At 60.0% G+C, this 23,926-nt stretch carries 15 protein-coding genes and 1 other RNA gene; 12 read left to right on the top strand and 4 right to left on the bottom strand.

The features are described 5' to 3' along the window. The first annotated feature begins 109 nt into the window (after nt 1–109). The 6 genes from IM313_RS12040 (at nt 110) to IM313_RS12015 (ending at nt 11,013) form a co-directional block, all read left to right on the top strand. Nucleotides 110–1,357, top strand: coding sequence for a CmpA/NrtA family ABC transporter substrate-binding protein (locus IM313_RS12040; protein WP_028013453.1), 1,248 nt, complete (start codon nt 110–112; stop codon nt 1,355–1,357). Nucleotides 1,358–1,359: 2 nt separating this feature from the next. After that, nucleotides 1,360–2,238 (top strand): nitrate ABC transporter permease, encoded by an 879-nt coding sequence (ntrB, locus tag IM313_RS12035; protein WP_028013452.1) that lies wholly within the window; start codon nt 1,360–1,362, stop codon nt 2,236–2,238. A 9-nt stretch (nt 2,239–2,247) separates the two neighbouring features. Further along, nucleotides 2,248–3,036: an ABC transporter ATP-binding protein gene (locus tag IM313_RS12030; RefSeq protein WP_028013451.1), complete on the top strand. Its 789-nt coding sequence runs from the start codon at nt 2,248–2,250 to the stop codon at nt 3,034–3,036. A 13-nt stretch (nt 3,037–3,049) separates the two neighbouring features. Further along, the gene (nirB, locus tag IM313_RS12025; protein WP_192971178.1) at nt 3,050–7,036 is read left to right on the top strand and encodes a nitrite reductase large subunit NirB; all 3,987 of its coding nucleotides are present in this window, start codon (nt 3,050–3,052) and stop codon (nt 7,034–7,036) included. After that, on the top strand, nt 7,033–9,531 hold the full coding sequence (locus IM313_RS12020) for a nitrate reductase (protein WP_192971177.1): 2,499 nt from the start codon (nt 7,033–7,035) through the stop codon (nt 9,529–9,531). The genes nirB and IM313_RS12020 overlap by 4 nt, the downstream gene beginning before the upstream one ends. Before the next feature lie 75 nt (nt 9,532–9,606). After that, a complete protein-coding gene (locus tag IM313_RS12015; protein ID WP_059354254.1) occupies nt 9,607–11,013 on the top strand; it encodes a YchO/YchP family invasin in 1,407 nt (468 codons plus the stop codon). A gap of 3 nt (nt 11,014–11,016) precedes the next feature. On the opposite strand, the gene narL is transcribed toward IM313_RS12015, so the two are convergent. Beyond that, a complete protein-coding gene (gene narL / locus IM313_RS12010; protein ID WP_003856701.1) occupies nt 11,017–11,667 on the bottom strand; it encodes a two-component system response regulator NarL in 651 nt (216 codons plus the stop codon). Further along, on the bottom strand, nt 11,660–13,456 hold the full coding sequence (gene narX, locus IM313_RS12005) for a nitrate/nitrite two-component system sensor histidine kinase NarX (protein ID WP_192971176.1): 1,797 nt from the start codon (nt 13,454–13,456) through the stop codon (nt 11,660–11,662). Before narX ends, narL begins: the two co-directional genes overlap by 8 nt. A 309-nt stretch (nt 13,457–13,765) precedes the next feature. Between narX and IM313_RS12000 the strand changes: the two genes are divergently transcribed. From IM313_RS12000 to narI, 5 genes are all read left to right on the top strand, one after another. After that, a complete protein-coding gene (locus IM313_RS12000) occupies nt 13,766–15,163 on the top strand; it encodes a NarK family nitrate/nitrite MFS transporter (protein WP_047364940.1) in 1,398 nt (465 codons plus the stop codon). A gap of 382 nt (nt 15,164–15,545) precedes the next feature. Next, on the top strand, nt 15,546–19,289 hold the full coding sequence (locus IM313_RS11995; RefSeq protein WP_192971175.1) for a nitrate reductase subunit alpha: 3,744 nt from the start codon (nt 15,546–15,548) through the stop codon (nt 19,287–19,289). Further along, nucleotides 19,286–20,821, top strand: a complete 1,536-nt coding sequence (gene narH, locus IM313_RS11990; protein ID WP_028013444.1) for a nitrate reductase subunit beta — start codon at nt 19,286–19,288, stop codon at nt 20,819–20,821. The genes IM313_RS11995 and narH overlap by 4 nt, the downstream gene beginning before the upstream one ends. Continuing rightward, nucleotides 20,818–21,528: a nitrate reductase molybdenum cofactor assembly chaperone gene (narJ, locus tag IM313_RS11985; protein ID WP_028013443.1), complete on the top strand. Its 711-nt coding sequence runs from the start codon at nt 20,818–20,820 to the stop codon at nt 21,526–21,528. The genes narH and narJ overlap by 4 nt, the downstream gene beginning before the upstream one ends. Further along, nucleotides 21,528–22,205: a respiratory nitrate reductase subunit gamma gene (gene narI, locus IM313_RS11980; RefSeq protein WP_021240339.1), complete on the top strand. Its 678-nt coding sequence runs from the start codon at nt 21,528–21,530 to the stop codon at nt 22,203–22,205. Before narJ ends, narI begins: the two co-directional genes overlap by 1 nt. Here narI and IM313_RS11975 read toward each other — a convergent pair. Beyond that, a complete protein-coding gene (locus tag IM313_RS11975; RefSeq protein WP_063154387.1) occupies nt 22,202–23,098 on the bottom strand; it encodes a DMT family transporter in 897 nt (298 codons plus the stop codon). The genes narI and IM313_RS11975 overlap by 4 nt on opposite strands. Nucleotides 23,099–23,205: 107 nt before the next feature. Between IM313_RS11975 and IM313_RS11970 the strand changes: the two genes are divergently transcribed. Continuing rightward, nucleotides 23,206–23,649 carry an Lrp/AsnC family transcriptional regulator gene (locus IM313_RS11970; protein ID WP_041909598.1) on the top strand — a complete coding sequence of 148 codons (444 nt, stop codon included), beginning with the start codon at nt 23,206–23,208 and terminating at the stop codon, nt 23,647–23,649. An 84-nt stretch (nt 23,650–23,733) separates the two neighbouring features. Here IM313_RS11970 and IM313_RS11965 read toward each other — a convergent pair. Then, nucleotides 23,734–23,864: non-coding RNA, RtT sRNA (locus IM313_RS11965), on the bottom strand. Between the last annotated feature and the right edge of the window lie 62 nt (nt 23,865–23,926).

The raw sequence follows: 23,926 nt of genomic DNA, 5'->3' as shown, positions 1-23,926 counted from the left end.
CCATTTTTGACGGTGCGCCAACGGCGGTGCATCAGTCTTCGGGATAAAGGCGTCCAGCGGTGCTTCGGCACGGCGGGCGCTTTTTTTTGGCTTTTTTTCGGGAGCGGTTATGGCGGATTTGTCGAGACGGCGATTTTTGCAGGCCAGCATGCTGGCGAGTGGCGCAGCGCTGTTACCGGGTGTTATGCAGGCTGCCTGGGCGGCTGGCTCAGATAAACCGGAACAGGAGACGGTGCGCGTCGGGTTTATCCCGTTGACCGACTGCGCGCCGGTGGTTATCGCAGCGTTAAAAGGCTTTGATAAAAAATACGGTATCACCATCGTTCCCACCAAAGAGGCGAGCTGGGCGGCGGTGCGCGACAAGCTGGTGGCGGGAGAACTGGACGCCGCACACATTCTTTACGGTCTGCTGTACGGGCTGGAGCTGGGCATCGCCGGCAAGCCGCAGCAGATGGCGAATCTGATGACGCTCAATCAGAACGGCCAGGCCATCACGCTTTCAAGCGATCTGGCGGAGAAGGGCGTTCGCGATCTCGACGGGCTGAAAACGCTGATCGGGCAGCAGGCGCCGGGAACCTACACCTTCGCGCACACCTTCCCGACCGGGACGCATGCCATGTGGCTTTACTACTGGCTGGCCAGCGCGGGCATTAACCCCTTTGACGACGTGCGCACGGTGGTGGTGCCGCCGCCGCAGATGGTGATGAACATGCGCATCGGCAACATGGTGGGCTTCTGCGTCGGCGAGCCGTGGAACGCGCGCGCGATTAACGACCGTATCGGCTTTACCGCCGCCACGTCGCAGTCCATCTGGGCCGATCATCCGGAAAAGATCCTCGGCACGCGTCGCGACTGGGTGGAGAAAAACCCGCACACCGCCCGGGCGCTGGTGAGCGCGGTGCTGGAGGCCGCGCGCTGGATCGAGGCGTCCCCGGAAAACAAACGCGAAACCGCGCAGATCCTCTCCCGCCGGGCGTGGCTCAACTGCAAAGAACAGTATCTCACCGGGCGCATGCTCGGCGAGTACGACAACGGCCTGGGCCAGCGCTGGCAGGACGCGCACCCGATCCGCTTCTTCAACGAGGGGGCTGTGAGCTACCCGTATCTCTCCGACGGCATGTGGTTCTTAACCCAGTTCCGCCGCTGGGGCTTGCTCAAAGCCGCGCCGGACTACGCGGGCATCGCGCAGCGCATCAACCAGACCTCGGTCTGGCAGGATGCCGCCACCGCCGTCGGCGGTATGTCCACGCCGTCATCACCGTACCGCAGCAGCACGCTGATGGACGGCACCGTCTGGAACGGCGCCGATCCGGAAGGGTACGCCAGCCGTTTCGCCATTCACCGTAAAGGGGCCTGATTATGCCGCATCTGCAAAACACGAAACCACAAGAGACGCCAGAGAGCGGGGAAGTGATTGTCCTGCCTCCGGTACAGGTTCGCCGCCGCCCGCCCGCGTTAGCGCGCCGGATGAACGACTTTTTCCAGCGCGTTATTCCGGCGCTGCTCGGCCTCGGGCTGCTGGTGGTGCTCTGGCAACTGGCGGCGATAAACAGCAAAGGCTTCCCGACGCCGCTCAGCACGCTTGATTCCGCCATTACCCTGTTTGCCGACCCGTTTTATCGCGACGGGCCTAACGATATGGGCATTGGCTGGAACGTGCTTGCTTCACTGCAGCGCGTCGCCATCGGTTTTGGCCTGGCAGCGCTGGCGGGTATTCCGCTGGGCTTTTTGATTGGCCGTTTCACCTTTTTCTCGCGCATGTTCAACCCGCTGATTGCGCTTCTGCGCCCGGTCAGCCCGCTGGCCTGGCTGCCCATCGGCCTGCTGCTGTTCCAGAAAGCGGAGCCCGCGTCGAGCTGGACCATTTTCATCTGCTCTATCTGGCCGATGGTGATCAACACCGCCGAAGGCGTGCGCCGCATTCCGCAGGACTACCTCAACGTCGCCCGCGTATTGCAGCTTTCCGAGTGGACGATCATGCGCCGCATACTCTTCCCGGCTGTGCTACCCGCTGTGCTGACCGGGGTGCGCCTCTCCATCGGCATCGCCTGGCTGGTGATTGTCGCCGCCGAGATGCTCACCGGGGGGCTGGGTATCGGCTTCTGGATCTGGAACGAGTGGAACAACCTCAACGTCGAAAACATTCTGATCGCCATCGTCATCATCGGCGTGGTCGGGTTGCTGCTGGAGCAGGGGCTGATGCTGATCGCCCGTCGCTTTAGCTGGCAGGAAAAATAAGGAGCGAACATGAAACCATTAATTCAGGTCCAGGCCGTGAGCCAGCGTTTTTCCACCGCCAGCGGCGAGTTTCTGGCGCTGCAGAACGTCTCTTTTGATATCCACGAGGGCGAAACCGTGAGTCTTATCGGCCACTCCGGCTGCGGCAAGTCGACGCTGCTTAACCTTATCGCCGGGATCGCACTGCCGACGGAAGGCGGGCTGATTTGCGACAACCGCGAAATCGCCGGGCCGGGGCCCGAGCGCGCGGTGGTGTTCCAGAACCATTCGCTGCTGCCGTGGCTGACCTGCTTCGACAACGTGGCGCTGGCAGTGGATCAGGTGTTCCGTCACACCATGAGCAAGGCCGAGCGCAAAGAGTGGATCGAGCACAACCTCGACCGCGTGCAGATGGGCCACGCGTTGCACAAGCGTCCGGGGGAGATCTCCGGCGGCATGAAGCAGCGCGTCGGGATTGCCCGCGCGCTGGCGATGAAGCCGAAAGTATTGCTGATGGATGAGCCGTTCGGCGCGCTGGATGCGCTGACGCGCGCCCATCTGCAGGACTCGGTGATGCAGATCCAGCAGGCGCTGAACACCACCATCGTGCTCATTACCCACGACGTGGACGAGGCGGTGCTGCTCTCCGATCGCGTGCTGATGATGACCAACGGCCCGGCGGCCACCGTCGGGGAGATCCTGCGCGTTGACCTGCCGCGCCCGCGCAACCGGGTGCAGCTGGCGGAAGACAGCCGCTATCACCACATGCGCCAGCAGATCCTCCATTTCCTCTACGAAAAACAGCCGAAAGCGGCGTAACGAGGGGGCGTTGATGCGACTGGTCATTATCGGGAATGGCATGGCGGCAACCCGGCTGATTGCTTCGCTCACCGGGCGAGCTTCCGGTCGGTTCGCTATCACCGTCATCGGTGACGAGCCGGAGCATGCCTATAACCGCATCCAGCTTTCGCCGGTGCTGGGAGGGGAAAAAACGGCTGCGGGCATCTGCCTTCAGGATGACCAATGGTACCAGGAGCGCGGCGTGACGGTGCTGCGGGGCGAAAAGGCACTCGCCGTGAACGTGGACGCACGGGAAGTGCAAACCACCGCCCGCACGCTGGGCTGGGATGCGCTGGTCTTTGCCACCGGGTCAACGCCGTTTGTGCCGCCGATTCCTGGGGGCGATGCGCCGCACGTCTTCACGTTCCGTACCCTGGAGGATACCCGCGCCATTCAGGCGATAGCCGGTCCGGCGGTGGTGCTGGGGGGCGGCGTGCTCGGCGTAGAGACGGCGGCAGCGCTGGCTCGTTCAGGTGACAACGTCACGCTCGTTCATCGCGGCCCGTGGCTGATGGAGCAGCAGCTGGACCAGCAGGCGGGCGTACTGCTTGAAGAGGCGCTGGCGGCGCGGGGCGTGCGCTCTGAACTCGCCTCCGGCATCGCGGCGATTAACGGGAATAGCGTGACGTTGCTCAACGGACGCCGCGTCGCCGCCGCGCGCGTGGTGCTGGCGACCGGCGTGCAGCCCAACGTCGCGCTTGCGCAGGCCAGCGGTGTTCGCTGCGCGCGCGGCATCGTGGTGGATAGCCAGATGCGGACCTCCGCACCGGACGTCTACGCCATTGGCGAGTGCTGCGAAATTGACGGCCAGACCTTTGGCCTGGTCGCCCCCTGTATGACGCAGGCGGATATTCTCGCCGCGCGGCTGGCGGGCGACACAGCCGCGCCGTTTGCCCTCACCGACAATGGCGTGCGCCTCAAGGTGACGGGCGTGGAGCTGTTCAGCCTCGGGCGCGCGGCGGCGCAGGCGGGCGATGTGGTCTGGAGCTCCTGGGATCCGCTAACCCGTCACTATCGTCGGTTACTGATCCATCAGGGTGCGCTGGCTGGCGTGCTGCTGATGGGCGACTGCCGCAGCGCGGCAACATTTACCGATTTACTGGCAACGGCTGCGCCCGCACGCGCGGACTGGCTGTTCGATCGTTTCACTACGCAACCGCAGGTTGCAGGACAGAACGCTATGACAAAACCTACTCTGGTGGTGGTTGGACACGGTATGGTCGGCCATCATTTTCTCGAAGACTGCGTTAACCGCAATCTGCATCAGCAGTATCAGATCGTTGTCTTTGGTGAGGAGCGCTATGCCGCCTATGACCGCGTGCATCTGTCGGAATACTTTGGCGGCCGAAGCGCGGCGTCGCTCTCGCTGGTGGAGGGGGAGTTCTTTTCCGATAACGGCATTGAGCTGCGCCTCTCGCAGCAGATCGTCGCTATCGATCGCGACGCGCGCGTGGTGCGTACCCCCAGCGGGCATGAGACCCACTGGGACAAGCTGGTGCTGGCGACCGGCTCATACCCGTTCGTACCGCCGGTACCGGGCAACGATCTGCCGGGCTGCTTTGTCTACCGCACCCTTGACGACCTGGACAACATAGCGGCCCACGCGGCGGGCTCGCGTCGTGGCGTGGTGATTGGCGGCGGCCTGCTCGGGCTGGAGGCGGCGAATGCCCTCAAGCAACTCGGGCTGGAAACGCACGTGGTGGAGTTTGCGCCCAATCTGATGGCGGTGCAGCTTGATAATGACGGCGCGGCGATGCTGCGCAGGAAAATCGAGGCGCTGGGCGTTGGCGTTCACACCAGTAAAGCCACCACGGAAATTGCTGCGACGGACGACGGGCTGGTGCTGCGCTTCGCCGACGGTGAACAGCTGGAAACGGACATGGTGGTCTTCTCTGCCGGTATTCGTCCTCAGGACGCGCTGGCGCGCAGCAGCGGGCTGGCTATTGGCGAGCGCGGCGGGATCTGCATTGATGACGCCTGCCGGACCTCCGATTCGAATGTGTTTGCCATCGGTGAATGCGCCCTGTGGGAGGGGAAAATCTTTGGCCTGGTGGCGCCCGGCTACCAGATGGCGCGCGTGGCCGCCGCCGTGCTCGCGGGCGAAGATAAAACCTTCACCGGGGCAGATATGAGCACTAAGCTCAAGCTGCTCGGCGTGGACGTGGCGTCGTTTGGCGATGCTCACGGGCGCACGCCGGGGGCGCTAAGCTACCAGTGGACGCACGGCCCGCAGCAAATCTACAAGAAAATCGTGGTCAGCCACGACGGCCAAACGCTGCTCGGCGGCGTGCTGGTGGGCGATGCCAGCGAATACGCCACGCTGGTGCAGATGATGCTTAACGGCATCAGCCTGCCGAAAGAGCCGGAAACGCTGATACTACCTGCGTTGTCAGGCAGCGCGCCAAAAGCGCTGGGCGTGGCGGCGCTGCCGGAAAGCGCGCAGATCTGTTCGTGTCATAACGTCAGCAAAGGCGATATCTGCCGGGCGGTGAGCGCGGGCGCAGCGGATATCGGCGCCGTTAAGCAGTGCACCAAAGCGGCGACCGGCTGCGGGGGCTGCAGCGCGCTGGTGAAGCAGGTGATGGAGTTCCAGCTTGCCGAGCAGGGCGTGGAGGTGAAAAAGGACATCTGCGAACACTTCCCGTACTCGCGCCAGGAAATTTATCACCTGGTGCGCGTCAACCATATCCGAACCTTCGACCAGCTTATCAGCCGCTACGGTCAGGGGCACGGGTGCGAGATCTGTAAGCCGCTGGTGGGGTCAGTGCTGGCCTCCTGCTGGAATGAGTATCTGCTCAAACCGGCGCATCTGCCATTGCAGGACACCAACGACCGCTACTTCGCCAATATTCAGAAGGACGGGACGTATTCCATCGTGCCGCGCATGCCCGCAGGAGAAGTGACCGCCGACGGGCTGATCGCCATCGGCCAGATTGCGAAACGCTACGGCCTGTACAGCAAAATCACCGGCGGGCAGCGTATCGACCTGTTTGGCGCCACCCTGGAACAGCTGCCGGAAATCTGGCAGGCGCTGGTGGAGGCCGGGTTTGAAACCGGGCACGCTTACGGGAAATCCCTGCGCACGGTGAAATCCTGCGTCGGGTCGACCTGGTGCCGCTACGGCGTGCAGGACTCCACTGGTCTCGCGGTCAGACTGGAGCACCGCTACAAGGGCCTGCGCGCCCCGCATAAAATCAAAATGGCCGTTTCCGGCTGCACCCGCGAGTGTGCGGAGGCGCAGAGCAAGGACGTGGGGGTGATTGCCACGGACAAAGGCTGGAACCTCTATCTGTGCGGCAACGGCGGGATGAAGCCTCGCCATGCAGATCTCTTCGCCAGCGATCTGGATGACGAAACGCTGATCCGCACCGTAGACCGTTTCCTGATGTTCTACATCCGCACGGCGGATCGCCTGCAGCGCACCAGCACCTGGATGGACAACCTGGAGGGCGGCCTCGACTATCTGCGTGAGGTGATCCTCAACGACAGTCTCGGCATCGCCCACGAGCTGGAGCAGGAGATGGCCCGGGTAGTCGAGACGTACCAGTGCGAATGGCAAACCACGCTCAACGATCCTGACCGCCTGGCGCTGTTCCGCACCGCGGTGAACGTCGCGCCGTCGGACGAAAGCAAGCGCTGGCAGGAAATCTGCGGCATTGACGATATCCCGGAGCAGGCGGGCATTGGCGCGCGTCTTGGCCGTAAACCGATCGCGCTGTTCCGCTTTGGCACGTCCGTTTATGCCCTGGACGACCTGGAGCCGGGCAGCAGTGCGAACGTGCTGTCACGCGGCATCCTCGGCGATGCGGCGGGCGAACCGATGGTTATTTCTCCGCTCTACAAGCAGCGCATTCGCCTGCGCGACGGCTGTCAGGTGGAGAACGGCGAACCCGCAGTGCGCGCCTGGCCGGTCAAAATTGAAAATGGCAAGGTGTGGGTCGGCAACGAAGAGCTGGTGATGCGCGCGGAGGCCTCATGACGGAAACCAGGACAACGTGCCCCTACTGCGGGGTCGGCTGCGGCGTGATCGCCAGCGTGGAGGATGGAGCGGTCAGCGTTCGGGGGGACGACACCCACCCTGCAAACTTTGGCCGCCTGTGCGTGAAAGGATCGGCCCTGGGGGAGACAACGGGCTTGCAGGGGCGATTGCTGTACCCCGTTGTCGATGGACTTGAGGTGGACTGGTCCCAGGCGCTGAACGCGGCGGGCGAGCGACTGCGGGAGATCATCGACACATGGGGGCCACGGGCGGTGGCGTTTTACGCCTCCGGCCAGCTGTTAACCGAGGACTACTATGCCGCCAACAAGCTGATGAAAGGGTTTATCGGCGCGGCGAACATCGATACCAACTCCCGGCTCTGCATGTCCTCGGCGGTGGTGGGCTACAGGCGCGCCTTTGGCGAAGACGTGGTGCCGTGCAGCTACGAGGATGTGGAAAACAGCGATCTGGTGGTGCTGGCCGGCTCGAACGCGGCCTGGACGCATCCGGTGCTCTATCAGCGCCTGGTGCAGGCAAAGCACAACAACCCGCAGATGAAGGTGGTGGTGATTGACCCGCGTAAAACCGCTACCTGCGATATTGCCGACCTGCATCTGGCGCTTAAACCCGGCAGCGACGCCGGGCTGTTTGTGGGGTTGCTCAATCTGATCCAGGGCACTGATGAGTGGCCGATTGCCCGCGTGGCGGCGTTTTGCGACCTTCCGGCAGAGGATATTGGTACCTTTTACGACTGGTTTGTTACCGTGCCTCGCGCCATTACGCTCTACACCATGGGGATCAACCAGTCCTCCAGCGGCAGCGACAAGTGCAGCGCCATCATTAACGTGCATCTTGCCAGCGGGAAGTTCAACCGTCCGGGCTGCGGCCCATTTTCGCTGACCGGACAGCCAAACGCCATGGGCGGCCGGGAAGTGGGCGGGCTGGCGAACCAGCTGGCGGCGCATATGAGCTTCGAGCCGGACGATCTTTCGCGGGTGGCGCGTTTCTGGGGAACGGAACGGCTGGCGCAGACGCCGGGGCTGATGGCGGTGGAACTGTTTGACGCCATCGCCCGCGGCGAGGTGAAGGCGGTGTGGATCATGGGCACCAATCCTGCCGTATCGCTGCCGGACAGCCACGCGGTGTGTCAGGCGCTGGCGGCCTGTCCGCTGGTGATTGTCTCTGAGGTGATGAAAGATACCGACACCAGCCGCTTCGCCCATATCCGTTTTCCGGCGCTGGGCTGGGGGGAGAAGGACGGCACGGTGACCAATTCCGAGCGGCGCATTTCGCGCCAGCGCGCGTTTCTGCCCGCGCCGGGTGAGGCGAAGCCGGACTGGTGGATCGTGGCTCAGATTGCAAAACGGCTGGGCTACGGCGAGGCCTTTGCCTGGCAACATCCGCAGGAGATTTTTTGCGAACATGCGGCGCTGACGGCGTTTGAAAATGACGGTGCGCGGGCGTTGAACCTTCAGGAACTGGCGGGGTTAACCCGTGAAGCGTGGGAGACGCTTGAGCCGTACCAGTGGCCGACGGGGAATTTACCGCGCCGAAACGTAGTGCCTGTCGATCCGCTGCCGCACGGCGCGACGGCTACCGCGCTATACCCGGCGATCCTCAACACTGGCCGTATCCGCGACCAGTGGCACACCATGACCCGTACGGGATACGTGCCCCGGCTGATGCAGCATATCGCGGAGCCGTTTGTTGAGGTCTGCGCCGCAGACGCCATTCGGTTTTCACTGTGCGACGGCCAGCTGGCGCGGATCGGCTCGCCGCGCGGCGTGATGGTGGCCAGAGTAACAATCAACGACGGAATACGGGAAGGCGAAGCGTTTGCTCCTATGCACTGGAACGCTGAGTTTGCCCGCCAGGGAAAGGTTAACGCGCTGGTGGAAGTGCGCATCGATCCGGCTTCCGGGCAGCCGGAGAGTAAGCAAACCGCCGTCAGAATCATGCCCTGGCAGCCCGCCTGGCAGGGGGAGCTCTATGCCCGGGAATGGCCGGAAATCCCCTCTTCGGTTCACTGGTGGCGTAAAGCCTCGCGAATGACGATAGCGGGTGAAAAGCCGCTGCTGTCGTGGGTGATGGACTATGCCAGCGGCCGGGGCTGGCAGTTGCAGATTGCGCAAACCGGGGAACGCAGCAGCGTACTGGCCTGGCATAACGGCCATCTGATGCTGGGTTTCTGGGAAGGCACCGCCTTGCCCGATCTGGCGCACCCGGTGATAGAAGCCGCTTTTCAGTCGCCACCCTCGACACCCGCTGAGCGCCATGCGCTGCTGAACGGGCAGGGCGTGGGGAAGGTTACAGATCCGGGGCGCATCATCTGCAGCTGTTTCAGCGTTGGAGAAAACGCGATACGGGAGGCGATTGCTGGAGGGTGCGGTTCCGTTACCGCGCTGGGGGCGACGCTACGGTGCGGCACGAACTGCGGTTCGTGCGTGCCTGAGCTCAAAACAATGTTTCAGGAAATTCCGGAAAATTCCCCGTAAAGCTGCAAAGAGAGAGAAATCACGTTAAGGTACCTGGTGTTCTTACGTAAGCACCGGGTAATTCTTACGACATTGATGACTGTTTCTCCCCCTTTCCGAACGCTGGTTTTACTCTCCCTCGTTACAGCCGGAGCCGTTCACGGTGCGCCGAATTCCTTTATCCAGCAGGCACAAAATCCCTTTGATAATAACGGGGATAATCTCCCCGATCTCGGTATGGCAGCCCCGACCGGGGAGGGGGAAAAGCATCTCGCCGAAATGGCGAAAGCCTTTGGTGAAGCCAGTATGACCGACAACGGCCTGACTACGGGCGAGCAGGCGCGGCAGTTTGCCTTTGGTCAGGTGCGTGACGCGGTGAGCGGCGAGGTGAACCAGCAGATTGAATCCTGGCTGTCACCCTGGGGGAATGCCAGCGTCAATTTGCTGGTGGATAACGACGGGAAATTCAACGGCAGCAGCGGGAGCTGGTTTATCCCCTGGAACGATAACAACCGTTACCTGAGCTGGAGCCAGCTCGGCCTGACGCAGCAAACGGATGGCCTGGTCAGTAACGCCGGAATCGGCCAGCGCTGGGTGGCCGGAAAATGGCTGCTGGGCTACAACACCTTTTACGATAACCTGCTGGATGAGAACCTGCAGCGTGCCGGGCTGGGCGCGGAGGTATGGGGAGAAAATCTGCGCCTGTCGGCTAACTATTATCAGCCTTTTGCCGGCTGGCGCGACAGCTCTGACGTCCAGGAGCAGCGCATGGCGCGGGGATATGACGTGACCGCCAAAGCCTGGCTGCCGTGGTTTCATCACCTGAACACCAGCGTCAGCTTTGAGCAATATTTTGGCGACAACGTTGACCTCTTCAACAGCGGAACCGGGTATCACAACCCGGTGGCGGTCAATCTCGGGCTTAACTATACCCCCGTGCCGCTGGTGACGCTGACCGCAGGGCATAAGCAGGGCGAAAGCGGAGAGAGCCAGAATAACCTCGGGCTGAAGCTCAACTATCGCTTCGGCGTGCCGCTGGTTAAGCAGCTCTCCGCCGGAGAGGTCGCGGCCACGCGATCCCTGCGCGGAAGCCGCTATGACTCGCCGGAGCGTAACAGCCTGCCGGTGATGGAGTTCCGCCAGCGTAAAACGCTCTCCGTCTGGCTGGCAACCCCGCCGTGGGATCTCAAAGGGGGCGAAACCGTCATGCTGAAGCTGCAGGTTCGCAGCACTCACGGTATTCGTCAGATCCACTGGCAGGGTGATACCCAGGCTTTGAGCCTGACGTCCCCGGGGAAAAGTGACAGCACCGACGGCTGGAGCGTGATCATGCCTGCCTGGAATGACGCTGAAGGGGCGACAAACCGCTGGCATCTCTCGGCGGTGGTGGAAGATGCGAAGGGCCAGCGCGTCTCGTCCAATGAGATCACGCTCGCTGTGGTGCAGCCGCTGGTCGCATTACCTGACGACGACCCGCGCTGGAAGCTGCTGCCGGATGAGTAATGCCTAAAAAATACGTTCCTGATGGACCCACACCGCGGCTTCAACGCGGGATTTTAGCTTCATTTTCTTGAGCATATGCTTCACGTGCACTTTAACCGTGCTTTCGGTGATATCCAGGCGGCGGGCGATCATTTTGTTCGGCAGGCCCTGGGCAATCAGCTTCAGAATATCGCGTTCGCGCGGCGTTAACTGGCTGACGTCGCGGTCAGAGGTGGCGCGGTTCGCCCGCAGGCTGGCGGCCAGCACCGGCGTCAGGGCCTCGCTCAGCACCATCTCGCCTGCGGCGGCCTGCTGCAGCGCCTTCAGCAGGTCTTCTGGCTCCATATCCTTCAGCAGATAGCCATCCGCGCCGCGCTTCAGCGCCGTGACCACATCCTCTTCGTGGTTGGAGACGCTAAAGACCACCACGCGACCGGAAAGGGATTTCTCGCGCAGCTTGTCGAGGGTTTCCAGACCGTTCATGCCGGGCATGTTGAGATCGAGCAGGATCAGATCCGGATCGAGGGATTCGGCCAGCTCAATACCCTGTTCACCGTTGCTGGCTTCGCCAACCACGGTAATGTCGGGTGCCATGCTGACCAGCTGTTTTACGCCAGTACGCAGCATCGGATGGTCGTCGATCAACAGGATGGATGCCGGTTCCTGATTAGTCATGGGTTTCTCCTTGAGCAGTTGTAAGCGGTTTTTCGGGAATAAAGGTGACCACAACTTCCGTACCACCCGTCTCTCTCCGTCGAACCTGGCAATCACCGCGCAGGCTTTGGGCGCGGTCTCGCATAATGATTAAACCATAGTGGTTAGTGCGTTCGGCATTTTCCGGCACGCCGCGACCGTTGTCATGAACCGTCAGCCTGACCTGTTTAGCGTGCTGGCTGACGGTAACCGTAACCGCCGTCGCTTCAGCGTGTTTGAGCACGTTGCTCAGCGCTTCGCGGGCGATCTGCAGCAGATGAATCGCCTGATGGGAAGGGACAAACCGCGGCGGCAGCTGGTAATCCAGCTTCACCGGGAAGCCGAGCCGGGCGCTAAATTCCTGGCAGCTGGATTCCAGCGCCGGGCGCAGCCCCGGCTCGGTCAGCTGCAGGCGGAAGGTGGTCAGCAGCTCGCGCAGCTGTACCCAGGAGGTGTTCAGCTCGTTGCGGATCTGGCTCAGCAGCTGTTTGTTGCTTTCCGGCATTTCCGCGTCCTGCATCTGCAGGCAGCTCACCTGCATTTTCATACAGGAGAGCGACTGGGCGATAGAGTCGTGGAGCTCGCGGGCGATGGTCGCGCGCTCTTCCATGACGATCAACTGCTGCTGTTTTTCCTGGTGCCTGTCGAGCGCCAGCGTGGCCGTTAACTGTTCAACCAGGGTGTCCACCAGCTGCTGCTGGTCGTGGCTCAGATGACGTCCGGCTGGCAGGGTGGCCAGCAGAATACCGTACTGGGTGTGGCTGTCCGTCAGCCGCCACTTCAGGGTAGTGCCGCCAGAAGCCTGCAGCGGCAGGCCGCGCGGGCACAGGTGACAGCCTTTATCATCGCAGGACATGTCGGACTGACAGGTAAACTCCTGATGATTATCTTCATCTTCCACATCGTAAACCCGCAGCTCCAGGTCATGCAGCAGGGTCAGATTTTGCAGGCCGTTCAGCACCGGCGAAAGGCGTTCACATAGCGGCACCTGCATGTGCAGCCGACGGTTGGCTTGCCACAGGAAGGAGAGGATCTCATTTTTCTGCTCCAGCCCGGCGGTTTTTTCCTGCACGCGTTGTTCCAGCACCGCGTAGCTTTCGGAGAGCTCCGCCGACATGGTGTTCAGCGCCTGGCCGAGCATGGCCATCTCGTTGCGGCCGCTGATGTGCGTGCGCTGGGTAAAATCTCTGTTCGTTACGGCGCGCGCCATCGCCAGCAGCTGTTTCCAGGGATTCAGCAGCCGCGCCCGGAGCCAGATAATGGTGAAGATCAGCAGCAGGCCCATAAACAGCGCCATGGCACGGTGTACCATTACCACCCGGTCGATGCGTAATTCGGTGGTTTGGTCGAAAGAGGAGACCAGCGCGTCAATGCGGGAGACGAAACCCGCTACGTCCTGCGCAACGGTTTCGGTGCTGCGCGCCTGTTTCAGACCGGGTTCCAGCTGGGTGTGCCAGTAGCCCTGCAGGGCTTTAAGCTGGGACTGCTGGCCGGCGCGGATGGCGGCGTTTTCCAGTTCGGGGCTGAAGGCCGTGCGCTCCATTTCATCAATTAAGGGCCGATCGTCCTGCGTCAGGGGGACCGACGCCAGCAGACGATAACTCTGCATGCGTAGAGAACCTGCCTCGTTGATGGCATGTGCATTACCCTGTACCCCTTGTACCAGCCAGCCGGAAATCGCCATGCCGGCCACGCCAAGGGCGGTAGACAGCAAAACAATCAGGGCTAGCTGATTGACGAGAGTCAGCGGTGATAAACATCTTTTTAACATAGAGTTGCCGGGCTCCTGACGTGGCCTGCTTGCAGGAATGGCGCTATTCTGGTGCATACCCTGGAGTATACCCATACCAATAAAGGATTACCCCTAAATTGCCAACGGAGTATAGGTGAAGAAGCGGTGGTAGCAAGGAACCTTCAGTGCAGTGAAAAACCACGTCTTTTTTACCGAATTATCCTACTCACTAAGGATAACCCCTTTTTTTGCGCCGCAAATCCCCGCACTTTTCCTTTGATTTATATCAACTTACCGCCGCCCTAAAACCCTAATGTTTGCAGCATCATTCGAGAATCAGAGGTGTCTATGAGTCACTCATCCGCTCCCGAAAGGGAAAATGGTGCCGTTATTACAGACTGGCGTCCAGAGGATCCGGCGTTCTGGCAACAGCGCGGCCATCGTGTAGCAAGCCGGAATCTGTGGATTTCCGTTCCGTGTCTGCTTTTAGCGTTTTGCGTATGGATGTTGTTTAGCGCGGTCGCGGTAAACCTGCCGAAAGTAGGGTTTACGTTCACGACCGATCAGCTGTTTATGCTTACCGCATTGCCGTCGCTATCTGGCGCGCTGCTGCGTGTCCCTTACGCGTTTATGGTCCCGGTATTCGGTGGCCGTCGCTGGACGGCGTTCAGTACGGGCATCATGATCGTCCCTTGCGTGTGGCTAGGCTTCGCGGTGCAGGATACCTCCACGCCGTTCAGCGTGTTCGTGATTATCTCCCTGCTGTGCGGTTTCGCCGGGGCTAACTTCGCCTCCAGCATGGCGAACATCAGCTTCTTCTTCCCGAAAGCGAAGCAGGGCGGCGCGCTGGGTATTAACGGCGGTCTGGGCAACATGGGCGTAAGCGTGATGCAGCTGATTGCGCCGCTGGCGATCTCTGTTTCTATTTTTGCCGCCTTCGGTGGCGGCGGCGTTGAGCAGGCGGATGGTTCTTCCCTCTACCTGCAGAACGCGGCCTGGATTTGGGTTCCGTTCCTGGTGGTCTTCACCCTGGCTGCGTGGTTCTTTATGAACGATCTGAGCGCGTCGAAAGCATCCCTGAGCGAGCAGCTTCCGGTGCTGAAGCGTGGACACCTCTGGGTGATGGCGCTGCTGTATCTGGCTACCTTCGGTTCGTTTATCGGCTTCTCAGCGGGCTTTGCCATGCTGTCGAAAACCCAGTTCCCGGACGTGCAGATCCTGCAATTCGCCTTCTTCGGTCCGTTCATTGGCGCACTGGCGCGTTCGCTGGGCGGCATGATCTCCGACCGTCTGGGCGGGACTCGCGTTACGCTGGTGAACTTTATTGTGATGGCAGTCTTCTGCGCGCTGCTGTTCCTTACGCTGCCTTCTGACGGGCAGGGCGGTAACTTCTTTGCCTTCTTCGGCGTGTTTATGGTGCTGTTCCTGACGGCCGGGTTGGGGAGTGCTTCTACCTTCCAGATGATCTCCGTGATCTTCCGCAAGCTGACGATGGATCGCGTGAAAGCGCAGGGCGGAAGCGAAGAGCAGGCCATGCGTGAAGCGGCGACGGATACGGCTGCGGCCCTGGGCTTTATCTCGGCTATTGGCGCAATTGGCGGCTTCTTTATTCCGAAAGCGTTCGGCATCTCGCTTGACCTGACCGGCTCTCCGGCTGGCGCCATGAAAGTCTTCCTCGTCTTCTATATCGCCTGCGTCGTGATTACGTGGCTGGTATATGGCCGTAATACCAAGAAAAATAAGTAAGTGTGATTATCCGTTAACGCGGCCTTCGGGCCGCGTTTTTTTTCGACTGAATAATAGTTACAACATACTGAAAGCTTTTACAGCAGTCATCTGCGGGTAACACCGTGATCGCCATCGCTTTACAGGGATGTCTACCCCTTAATACCTGAGATGTTAAATTTTGCCGGGGTTATTGTACGATGAATAATAAATATCTTTATAAATCATTTATTTATCAGTTTTAAAAATATACCGCTTTGGTGGTATTTGGTCTAACCCCTCCTTTTACAGTCCCTCTTCGTCTTGATCGTTATCAATTCTCCCCCTCTTTCAGGGCGTTACCTTCGCTGCAAATCAGCAATGTCGATTTAGAGAGCCACAGGCTCCATACAGGAGATACCCGATGAGCAAATTTTTGGACCGGTTTCGCTACTTCAAACAGAAGGGTGAAACTTTTGCCGATGGGCACGGCCAGGTTCTGGATACCAACCGGGACTGGGAAGACGGTTACCGCCAGCGCTGGCAGCATGACAAAGTCGTCCGGTCTACCCACGGCGTAAACTGCACTGGCTCATGTAGCTGGAAGATTTTCGTTAAAAACGGTCTGGTGACCTGGGAAATGCAGCAGACCGACTATCCGCGCACCCGTCCGGATATGCCGAACCATGAACCGCGCGGCTGCCCGCGTGGGGCCAGCTACTCCTGGTATCTCTACAGCGCCAACCGTCTGAAATATCCGCTGATGCGTAAACGCCTGATGAAAATGTGGCGTGAAGCGAAAGTGCAGCACAGCGACCCGGTTGATGCGTGGGCCTCTATCATTGAAGATGCCGACAAAGCGAAAAGCTTCAAGCAGGCGCGCGGTCGCGGTGGTTTCGTTCGTTCTTCCTGGAAAGAGGTGAACGAGCTGATTGCCGCCTCTAACGTCTATACCGTAAAAACCTACGGTCCTGACCGCGTGGCGGGCTTCTCGCCAATCCCGGCGATGTCGATGGTCTCTTACGCTTCCGGCGCGCGCTACCTGTCGCTTATCGGCGGGACCTGCCTGAGCTTCTACGACTGGTACTGTGACCTGCCGCCTGCGTCACCGCAGACCTGGGGTGAGCAGACCGACGTGCCGGAATCCGCCGACTGGTACAACTCCAGCTACATTATCGCCTGGGGCTCTAACGTGCCGCAGACCCGTACCCCGGACGCGCACTTCTTTACCGAAGTCCGCTACAAAGGGACCAAAACCGTTGCGGTCACCCCGGACTACGCGGAAATCGCCAAGCTGTGCGACCTGTGGCTGGCACCGAAACAGGGTACCGATGCCGCGATGGCGATGGCGATGGGCCACGTCATGCTGCGCGAATTCCACCTCGACAAACCGAGCCAGTACTTCACCGACTACGTGCGTCGCTACACCGACATGCCGATGCTGGTGATGCTGGAAGAGCGTGAGGGCTACTATGCCGCGGGCCGCACGCTGCGCGCCGCCGATCTGGTGGACGCGCTGGGCCAGGAAAACAACCCTGAGTGGAAAACCGTTGCCTATAACAGCAACGGCGAGCTGGTGGCGCCAAACGGCTCTATCGGCTTCCGCTGGGGCGAGAAGGGCAAGTGGAACCTTGAGCAGCGCAACGGCACCACCGGTGAAGAGACGGAGCTGCGCCTCAGCATGCTGGGCAGCCAGGACGAGATCGCCGAGGTTGGCTTCCCGTACTTTGGCGGTGAAGGTTCCGAGCACTTCAACAAGGTTGAACTGAAAAACGTGCTGATGCACAAGCTGCCGGTTAAGCGCCTGCAGCTGGCCGACGGTTCTACCGCGCTGGTCACCACCGTCTATGACCTGACCATGGCGAACTACGGCCTGGAGCGCGGTCTGAACGACGAAAACTGCGCAACCAGTTATGACGACGTGAAGGCCTATACCCCGGCCTGGGCGGAGCAGATCACCGGCGTACCGCGCGCGCAGATCGTTCGTATCGCCCGCGAGTTTGCGGAAAACGCCGACAAGACCCACGGTCGCTCGATGATCATCGTGGGTGCCGGTCTGAACCACTGGTATCACCTCGATATGAACTATCGCGGCCTGATCAACATGCTGATCTTCTGCGGCTGCGTCGGGCAGAGCGGCGGCGGCTGGGCGCACTACGTGGGCCAGGAAAAACTGCGTCCGCAGACCGGCTGGCAGCCGCTGGCGTTTGCCCTTGACTGGCAGCGTCCGGCACGTCACATGAACAGCACCTCCTACTTCTATAACCACTCCAGCCAGTGGCGCTACGAGACGGTTACCGCGCAGGAACTGCTGTCGCCGATGGCGGATAAAACCCGCTACAGCGGCCACCTGATTGATTTCAACGTGCGCGCTGAACGCATGGGCTGGCTGCCGTCTGCGCCGCAGCTGGGCACTAACCCGCTGCGCATTGCACAAGAGGCGAAGCAGGCGGGAATGTCGCCGGTGGATTACACCGTGAAATCGCTCAAGGAAGGCTCCATCCGCTTCGCGGCAGAACAGCCTGAGAACGGCAAAAACCATCCGCGCAACCTGTTCATCTGGCGCTCCAACCTGCTGGGCTCGTCCGGTAAAGGCCACGAGTACATGCTGAAATACCTGCTGGGCACCGAGAACGGTATTCAGGGTAAAGACCTCGGCAAGCAGGGCGGCGTGAAGCCAGAAGAAGTGGAATGGAAAGACAACGGTCTGGACGGCAAGCTGGATCTGGTGGTGACGCTGGACTTCCGTCTGTCCAGCACCTGCCTGTACTCCGATATCGTGCTGCCAACCGCCACCTGGTACGAAAAAGACGACATGAATACCTCGGACATGCATCCGTTTATTCATCCTCTGTCTGCCGCCGTTGACCCGGCGTGGGAATCGAAAAGCGACTGGGATATTTACAAAGACATCGCGAAGAAATTCTCCGAAGTCTGCGTAGGTCACCTGGGCAAAGAGACCGACGTGGTGACGCTGCCAATCCAGCACGACTCCGCTGCCGAACTGGCGCAGCCGCTTGACGTGAAGGACTGGAAAAAAGGCGAATGCGACCTGATCCCGGGCGTGACCGCGCCGCACATCATTCCGGTTGAACGTGATTACCCGGCAACCTACGAGCGCTTTACCTCCATCGGCCCGCTGATGGAGAAAATCGGTAACGGCGGCAAAGGCATCGCCTGGAACACCCAGAGCGAAATGGACCTGCTGCGCAAGCTCAATTACACCAAAGCAGACGGCCCGGCCAAAGGCCAGCCAATGCTCAACACGGCGATTGATGCGGCGGAGATGATCCTGACCCTGGCACCGGAAACCAACGGCCACGTGGCGGTGAAAGCGTGGGCGGCCCTGAGTGAATTTACCGGTCGCGACCACACGCATCTGGCGAAGAATAAAGAGGAAGAGAAAATCCGCTTCCGCGATATTCAGGCCCAGCCGCGAAAAATTATCTCCAGCCCGACCTGGTCTGGTCTGGAAGATGAGCATGTGTCCTATAACGCTGGTTATACCAACGTTCACGAGCTGATCCCATGGCGCACGCTTTCCGGCCGTCAGTCACTGTATCAGGACCACCAGTGGATGCGCGACTTCGGTGAAAGCCTGCTGGTGTACCGTCCGCCAATCGACACCCGCTCCGTGAAAGCGGTAATGGGCGCGAAATCGAACGGTAACCCTGAGAAGGCGCTGAACTTCCTGACGCCGCACCAGAAGTGGGGTATCCACTCCACCTACAGCGACAACCTGCTGATGCTTACCCTGTCGCGCGGTGGTCCGATTGTCTGGATGAGCGAAGCGGACGCCAAAGATCTGGGTATCGAAGATAACGACTGGATTGAAGTGTTCAACAGCAACGGCGCCCTGACGGCGCGTGCGGTGGTGAGCCAGCGCGTACCGGCCGGGATGACCATGATGTATCACGCGCAGGAACGTATCGTGAACCTGCCGGGTTCAGAGATCACCGAGCAGCGCGGCGGTATTCACAACTCCGTGACCCGTATTACGCCGAAGCCGACCCACATGATCGGTGGCTATGCGCAGCTGGCCTACGGCTTTAACTACTACGGCACCGTAGGATCGAACCGCGATGAGTTCGTAGTGGTGCGTAAGATGAAGAATATTAACTGGTTAGACGGCGAAGGTAATGACCAGGTACAGGAGAGCGTAAAATGAAAATTCGTTCACAAGTCGGCATGGTGCTGAATCTGGATAAGTGCATCGGCTGCCACACCTGTTCAGTGACCTGTAAAAACGTCTGGACCAGCCGCGAAGGTATGGAGTACGCCTGGTTCAATAACGTGGAAAGCAAGCCGGGCACCGGCTTCCCGACCGACTGGGAAAACCAGGAGAAGTGGAAGGGCGGCTGGATCCGTAAAATCAACGGCAAGCTGCAGCCGCGCATGGGTAACCGCGCAATGCTGCTGGGTAAAATCTTCGCTAACCCGCACCTGCCGGGCATTGAGGACTATTACGAGCCGTTTGATTACGACTACCAGAACCTGCACAACGCGCCGGAAAGCAAACACCAGCCGATCGCCCGTCCTCGCTCGCTGATCACTGGTCAGCGCATGGACAAAATTACCAGCGGTCCAAACTGGGAAGAAATTCTGGGCGGCGAGTTCGAAAAGCGCGCCAAAGACCAGAACTTCGAGAACATGCAGAAGGCGATGTACGGCCAGTTCGAAAACACCTTTATGATGTATCTGCCGCGCCTGTGCGAACATTGCCTGAACCCGGCGTGCGTCGCGACCTGCCCGAGCGGTGCCATCTACAAGCGTGAAGAAGACGGCATCGTACTGATCGACCAGGACAAGTGCCGCGGCTGGCGCATGTGCATCACCGGCTGTCCGTACAAAAAAATCTACTTCAACTGGAAGAGCGGTAAGTCTGAGAAGTGCATCTTCTGCTATCCGCGTATCGAAGCCGGTATGCCGACCGTCTGCTCCGAGAGCTGCGTAGGTCGTATTCGTTACCTCGGCGTGCTGCTGTACGACGCGGACGCGATTGAGAATGCCGCAAGCACCGAGAATGAGAAAGATCTCTATCAGCGTCAGTTGGACGTCTTCCTCGATCCGAACGATCCGAAGGTGATTGAGCAGGCGCTGAAAGACGGCATTCCACAGAGCGTGATTGACGCCGCGCAGCAGTCGCCGGTGTACAAAATGGCGATGGACTGGAAGCTGGCTCTGCCGCTGCACCCGGAATACCGCACCCTGCCGATGGTCTGGTACGTGCCGCCGCTGTCTCCGATTCAGTCTGCGGCGGACGCGGGCGAGCTGGGCAGCAACGGTATTCTGCCGGACGTGGAAAGCCTGCGTATCCCGGTTCAGTATCTGGCAAACCTGCTGACAGCAGGGGATACCCAGCCGGTACTGCTGGCGCTGAAACGTATGCTGGCGATGCGCCACTTCAAACGTGCGGAAACCGTTGACGGCGTGAACGATACCCGCGCGCTGGAAGAGGTCGGCCTGACCGAAGCGCAGGCCCAGGAGATGTACCGCTATCTGGCAATCGCTAACTACGAAGATCGTTTCGTGGTGCCAAGCAGCCACCGCGAGCTGGCGCGCGAGGCCTTCCCGGAGAAAAGCGGGTGTGGCTTTACCTTTGGCGACGGTTGCCACGGGTCAGACAGTAAATTCAACCTGTTCAACAGCCGCCGCATCGACGCCATGGATGTGACCAGCAAAACGGAGCCGCACCAATGATTGAACTCGTCATTGTTTCGCGTCTGCTCGAGTACCCTGATGCTGCGCTTGCGCAGCATCAACAGGAACTCTTTGATGCACTCGCGTCATCTGAAAACTTGGATAAAGAGGATGCCCAGCGGCTTGGCGTTTTCCTCCGCGATCTGCTGGCGCGCGATCTGCTCGACGCGCAGGCGGACTACAGCCAGCTGTTTGACCGTGGTCGTGCGACGTCTCTGCTGCTGTTTGAGCACGTTCACGGTGAATCCCGCGACCGCGGTCAGGCGATGGTGGACCTGATGGCCCAGTACGAGCAGCACGGCCTGCAGCTCGACAGCCGCGAGCTGCCGGACCACCTGCCGCTGTACCTGGAGTATCTGGCGCAGCTGCCGAAAGAAGAGGCGCTGGGTGGTCTGCAGGATATCGCCCCGATTCTTGCGCTGCTCGGCGCGCGTCTACAGCAGCGTGAGAGCCGCTATGCCGTACTGTTCGATCTGCTGGTGAAGCTGGCGAACGCCTCTGTAGACAGTGAAAAAGTGGCGGAGAAAATCGCGGATGAAGCCCGGGATGATACCCCGCAAGCGCTGGATGCGGTCTGGGAAGAAGAGCAGGTGAAATTCTTTGCTGACCAGAACTGCGGCGAGTCTGAAATCTCCGCTCACCAGCGTCGTTTTGCCGGCGCGGTTGCCCCGCAATATTTGAATATCTCTAACGGAGGACGGCACTAATGCACTTCCTGAATATGTTCTTCTTTGACATTTACCCGTATATCGCGGGCACCGTATTCCTGGTGGGAAGCTGGCTGCGCTATGACTACGGCCAGTACACCTGGCGTGCTGCCTCCAGCCAGATGTTGGATCGCAAAGGGATGCACGTCGCGTCTAACCTGTTCCACATCGGTATTTTGGGGATTTTTGCCGGTCACTTCCTTGGGATGCTGACGCCGCACTGGATGTACGAAGCGTGGCTGCCGATTGAAGTGAAGCAGAAGATGGCGATGATCGCCGGTGGTGCCTGCGGTGTGATGACTCTGGTGGGTGGCCTGCTGCTGCTGAAACGTCGTCTGTTCAGCCCGCGCGTGCGTGCCACCACCACTGCAGCGGACATCCTGATCCTCTCCCTGCTGATGGTGCAGTGCGCGCTGGGTCTGCTGACTATTCCATTCTCTGCGCAGCATATGGACGGCAGTGAAATGATGAAGCTGGTGGGGTGGGCGCAGTCCGTCGTGACCTTCCACGGCGGAGCGTCCGAGCACCTGGACGGCGTGGCGTTTATCTTCCGCGTTCACCTTGTGCTGGGGATGACGCTGTTTGTGCTGTTCCCGTTCTCCCGTCTGGTGCATATCTGGAGCGCGCCGGTGGAGTACCTGACGCGCAAATACCAGATTGTGCGTGCCCGTCGCTAATTCAGCGTCTTGATACCAACCCCGCAATCGCGGGGTTTTTTTTCGCCCCAGCCCAGGTTGTTGCCCGCTGCAGCAAACAGGATCAGCGCGCCGCCCGCCAGCTGCGTCAGGTTCAGCGAGTGCCCGAACACCAGGTTATCGACAACGATCGCCACCACCGGATAGATAAACGACAGTGAGCCGGTAATGGGGGTAGGTAGCTTCTGAATCGCGCTGTAGAGCAGCTGGTACATAATGCCGGTATGGACGATGCCGAGCGTCAGCAGGATCGGCCAGGGAAAATCACCGGAAAATGACGGCCAGCTGGCAAACGGCAGAAGCATCACGACGCCCGTCAGCACCTGAATAAAGGCAATATGCTGCGGTGCGATAGTTTTCAGTTTGCGCGCAATGATTGCCGTCAGCGCGTAGAAGAAGGCCGCGGCCATTGCCAGACCGATACCCGCCAGCCATTCAGTGTCGTGGGTACCGGTCAGCTCGCTGGAGAGCAGTATCACCACGCCGCCGAAGGCGAGGAACAGCCAGCCCCATTTCACCACGCTGACGCGCTCGCCTAAAAACATCCCCATCAGGACCAGCATAAACGGCTGAGTGTTATAGACCACGGTCGAAAGACCAATAGAGATCCGCTCATAGGCTGCGAAGAGCAGCAGCCAGTTCACCACTAATGCCACACCGCCGAGAATCGCCAGCAGCAGCGTGGTGCGGGTGAGGGGGCTAAAGGGCTTTTGACTTACCCGGATAAAAATGAAAAGCGCTATTGCCCCAATAAGGCAGCGCCAGAACACCACTTCCGTCACCGGCAGACCGCTGAGCAAAACAAACGCGCCGATAGAGCCGGAAATTAACATCGCCAGACTCATCTGCCAGACGCCTTTATGTAAATCACGCATTATTCACCTCCTGATTAATAACGCTATTGTCGGAAATCGCTGTTGGGTTTTACAGGGGTGAGATAAGGTTGAAGGTGTTAACTGCTTTTTTAAATTAGGTGAAACGAGTGGAATACCTTATTGATGATATCGATCGGCAAATTTTAGCCTGCCTGGTTGAGGATGCGCGCATGTCGTTGAAGGTGCTCAGCGGCCGTATCGGCCTGACCTCACCCAGCACGGCAGAGCGTCTGAAGCGGCTGGAAGAGCGCGGTGTGATTCAGGGCTATGGCGCACGGGTGAATCTCGCGGCGCTGGGGTATACGCTGCAGGCGCTGGTACGGGTGCGGCCTTTGCCGGGGCTGTTGCATAAGGTGGATAAATACATACAGGCGATGCCGGAGTGTATTGAGAGCGACAAGGTGACCGGGGAAGACTGCTTTGTGATTAGGCTGGTGGTGCGATCGATAGAACAACTGGATGCGCTGCTGGACGGGCTGGCGGAACATGCCCAATGTAATACGTCGATTGTGAAAAGTTCGCCGGTGAAGCGTCGTTTGCCGCCAATGTAGTCGTCTGTCGCCGGGTGGCGGCTGCGCCTTACCAGGCCTACGAAGGCGGACTCGGTTCGATTTTGTTCGGGTTTTTTGAAGTGATGGTGGTGGGGGAAGGATTACTCGGCGCGTTGCGCCTCGCCCTTCGGGTCGTTGCCTGCGGCAACGCTTTCTCGCTGCGCTCGAATCGAACCTTAGTCGAAGCTTCTCATCCTTCCCCTTGCGGAAATACATAATGCACGGTGCGAGCAGAATGTTAAGTGTCATTTGAAAGTGATGGTGGTGGGGGAAGGAT

Origin of the sequence: Enterobacter cloacae complex sp. P2B (assembly GCF_014895985.1) — a bacterium.
Lineage (GTDB): Bacteria > Pseudomonadota > Gammaproteobacteria > Enterobacterales > Enterobacteriaceae > Enterobacter > Enterobacter bugandensis.
Note: the sequence above shows the minus strand (reverse complement) of the source record. Positions and strands in the feature narration are given on the sequence as shown.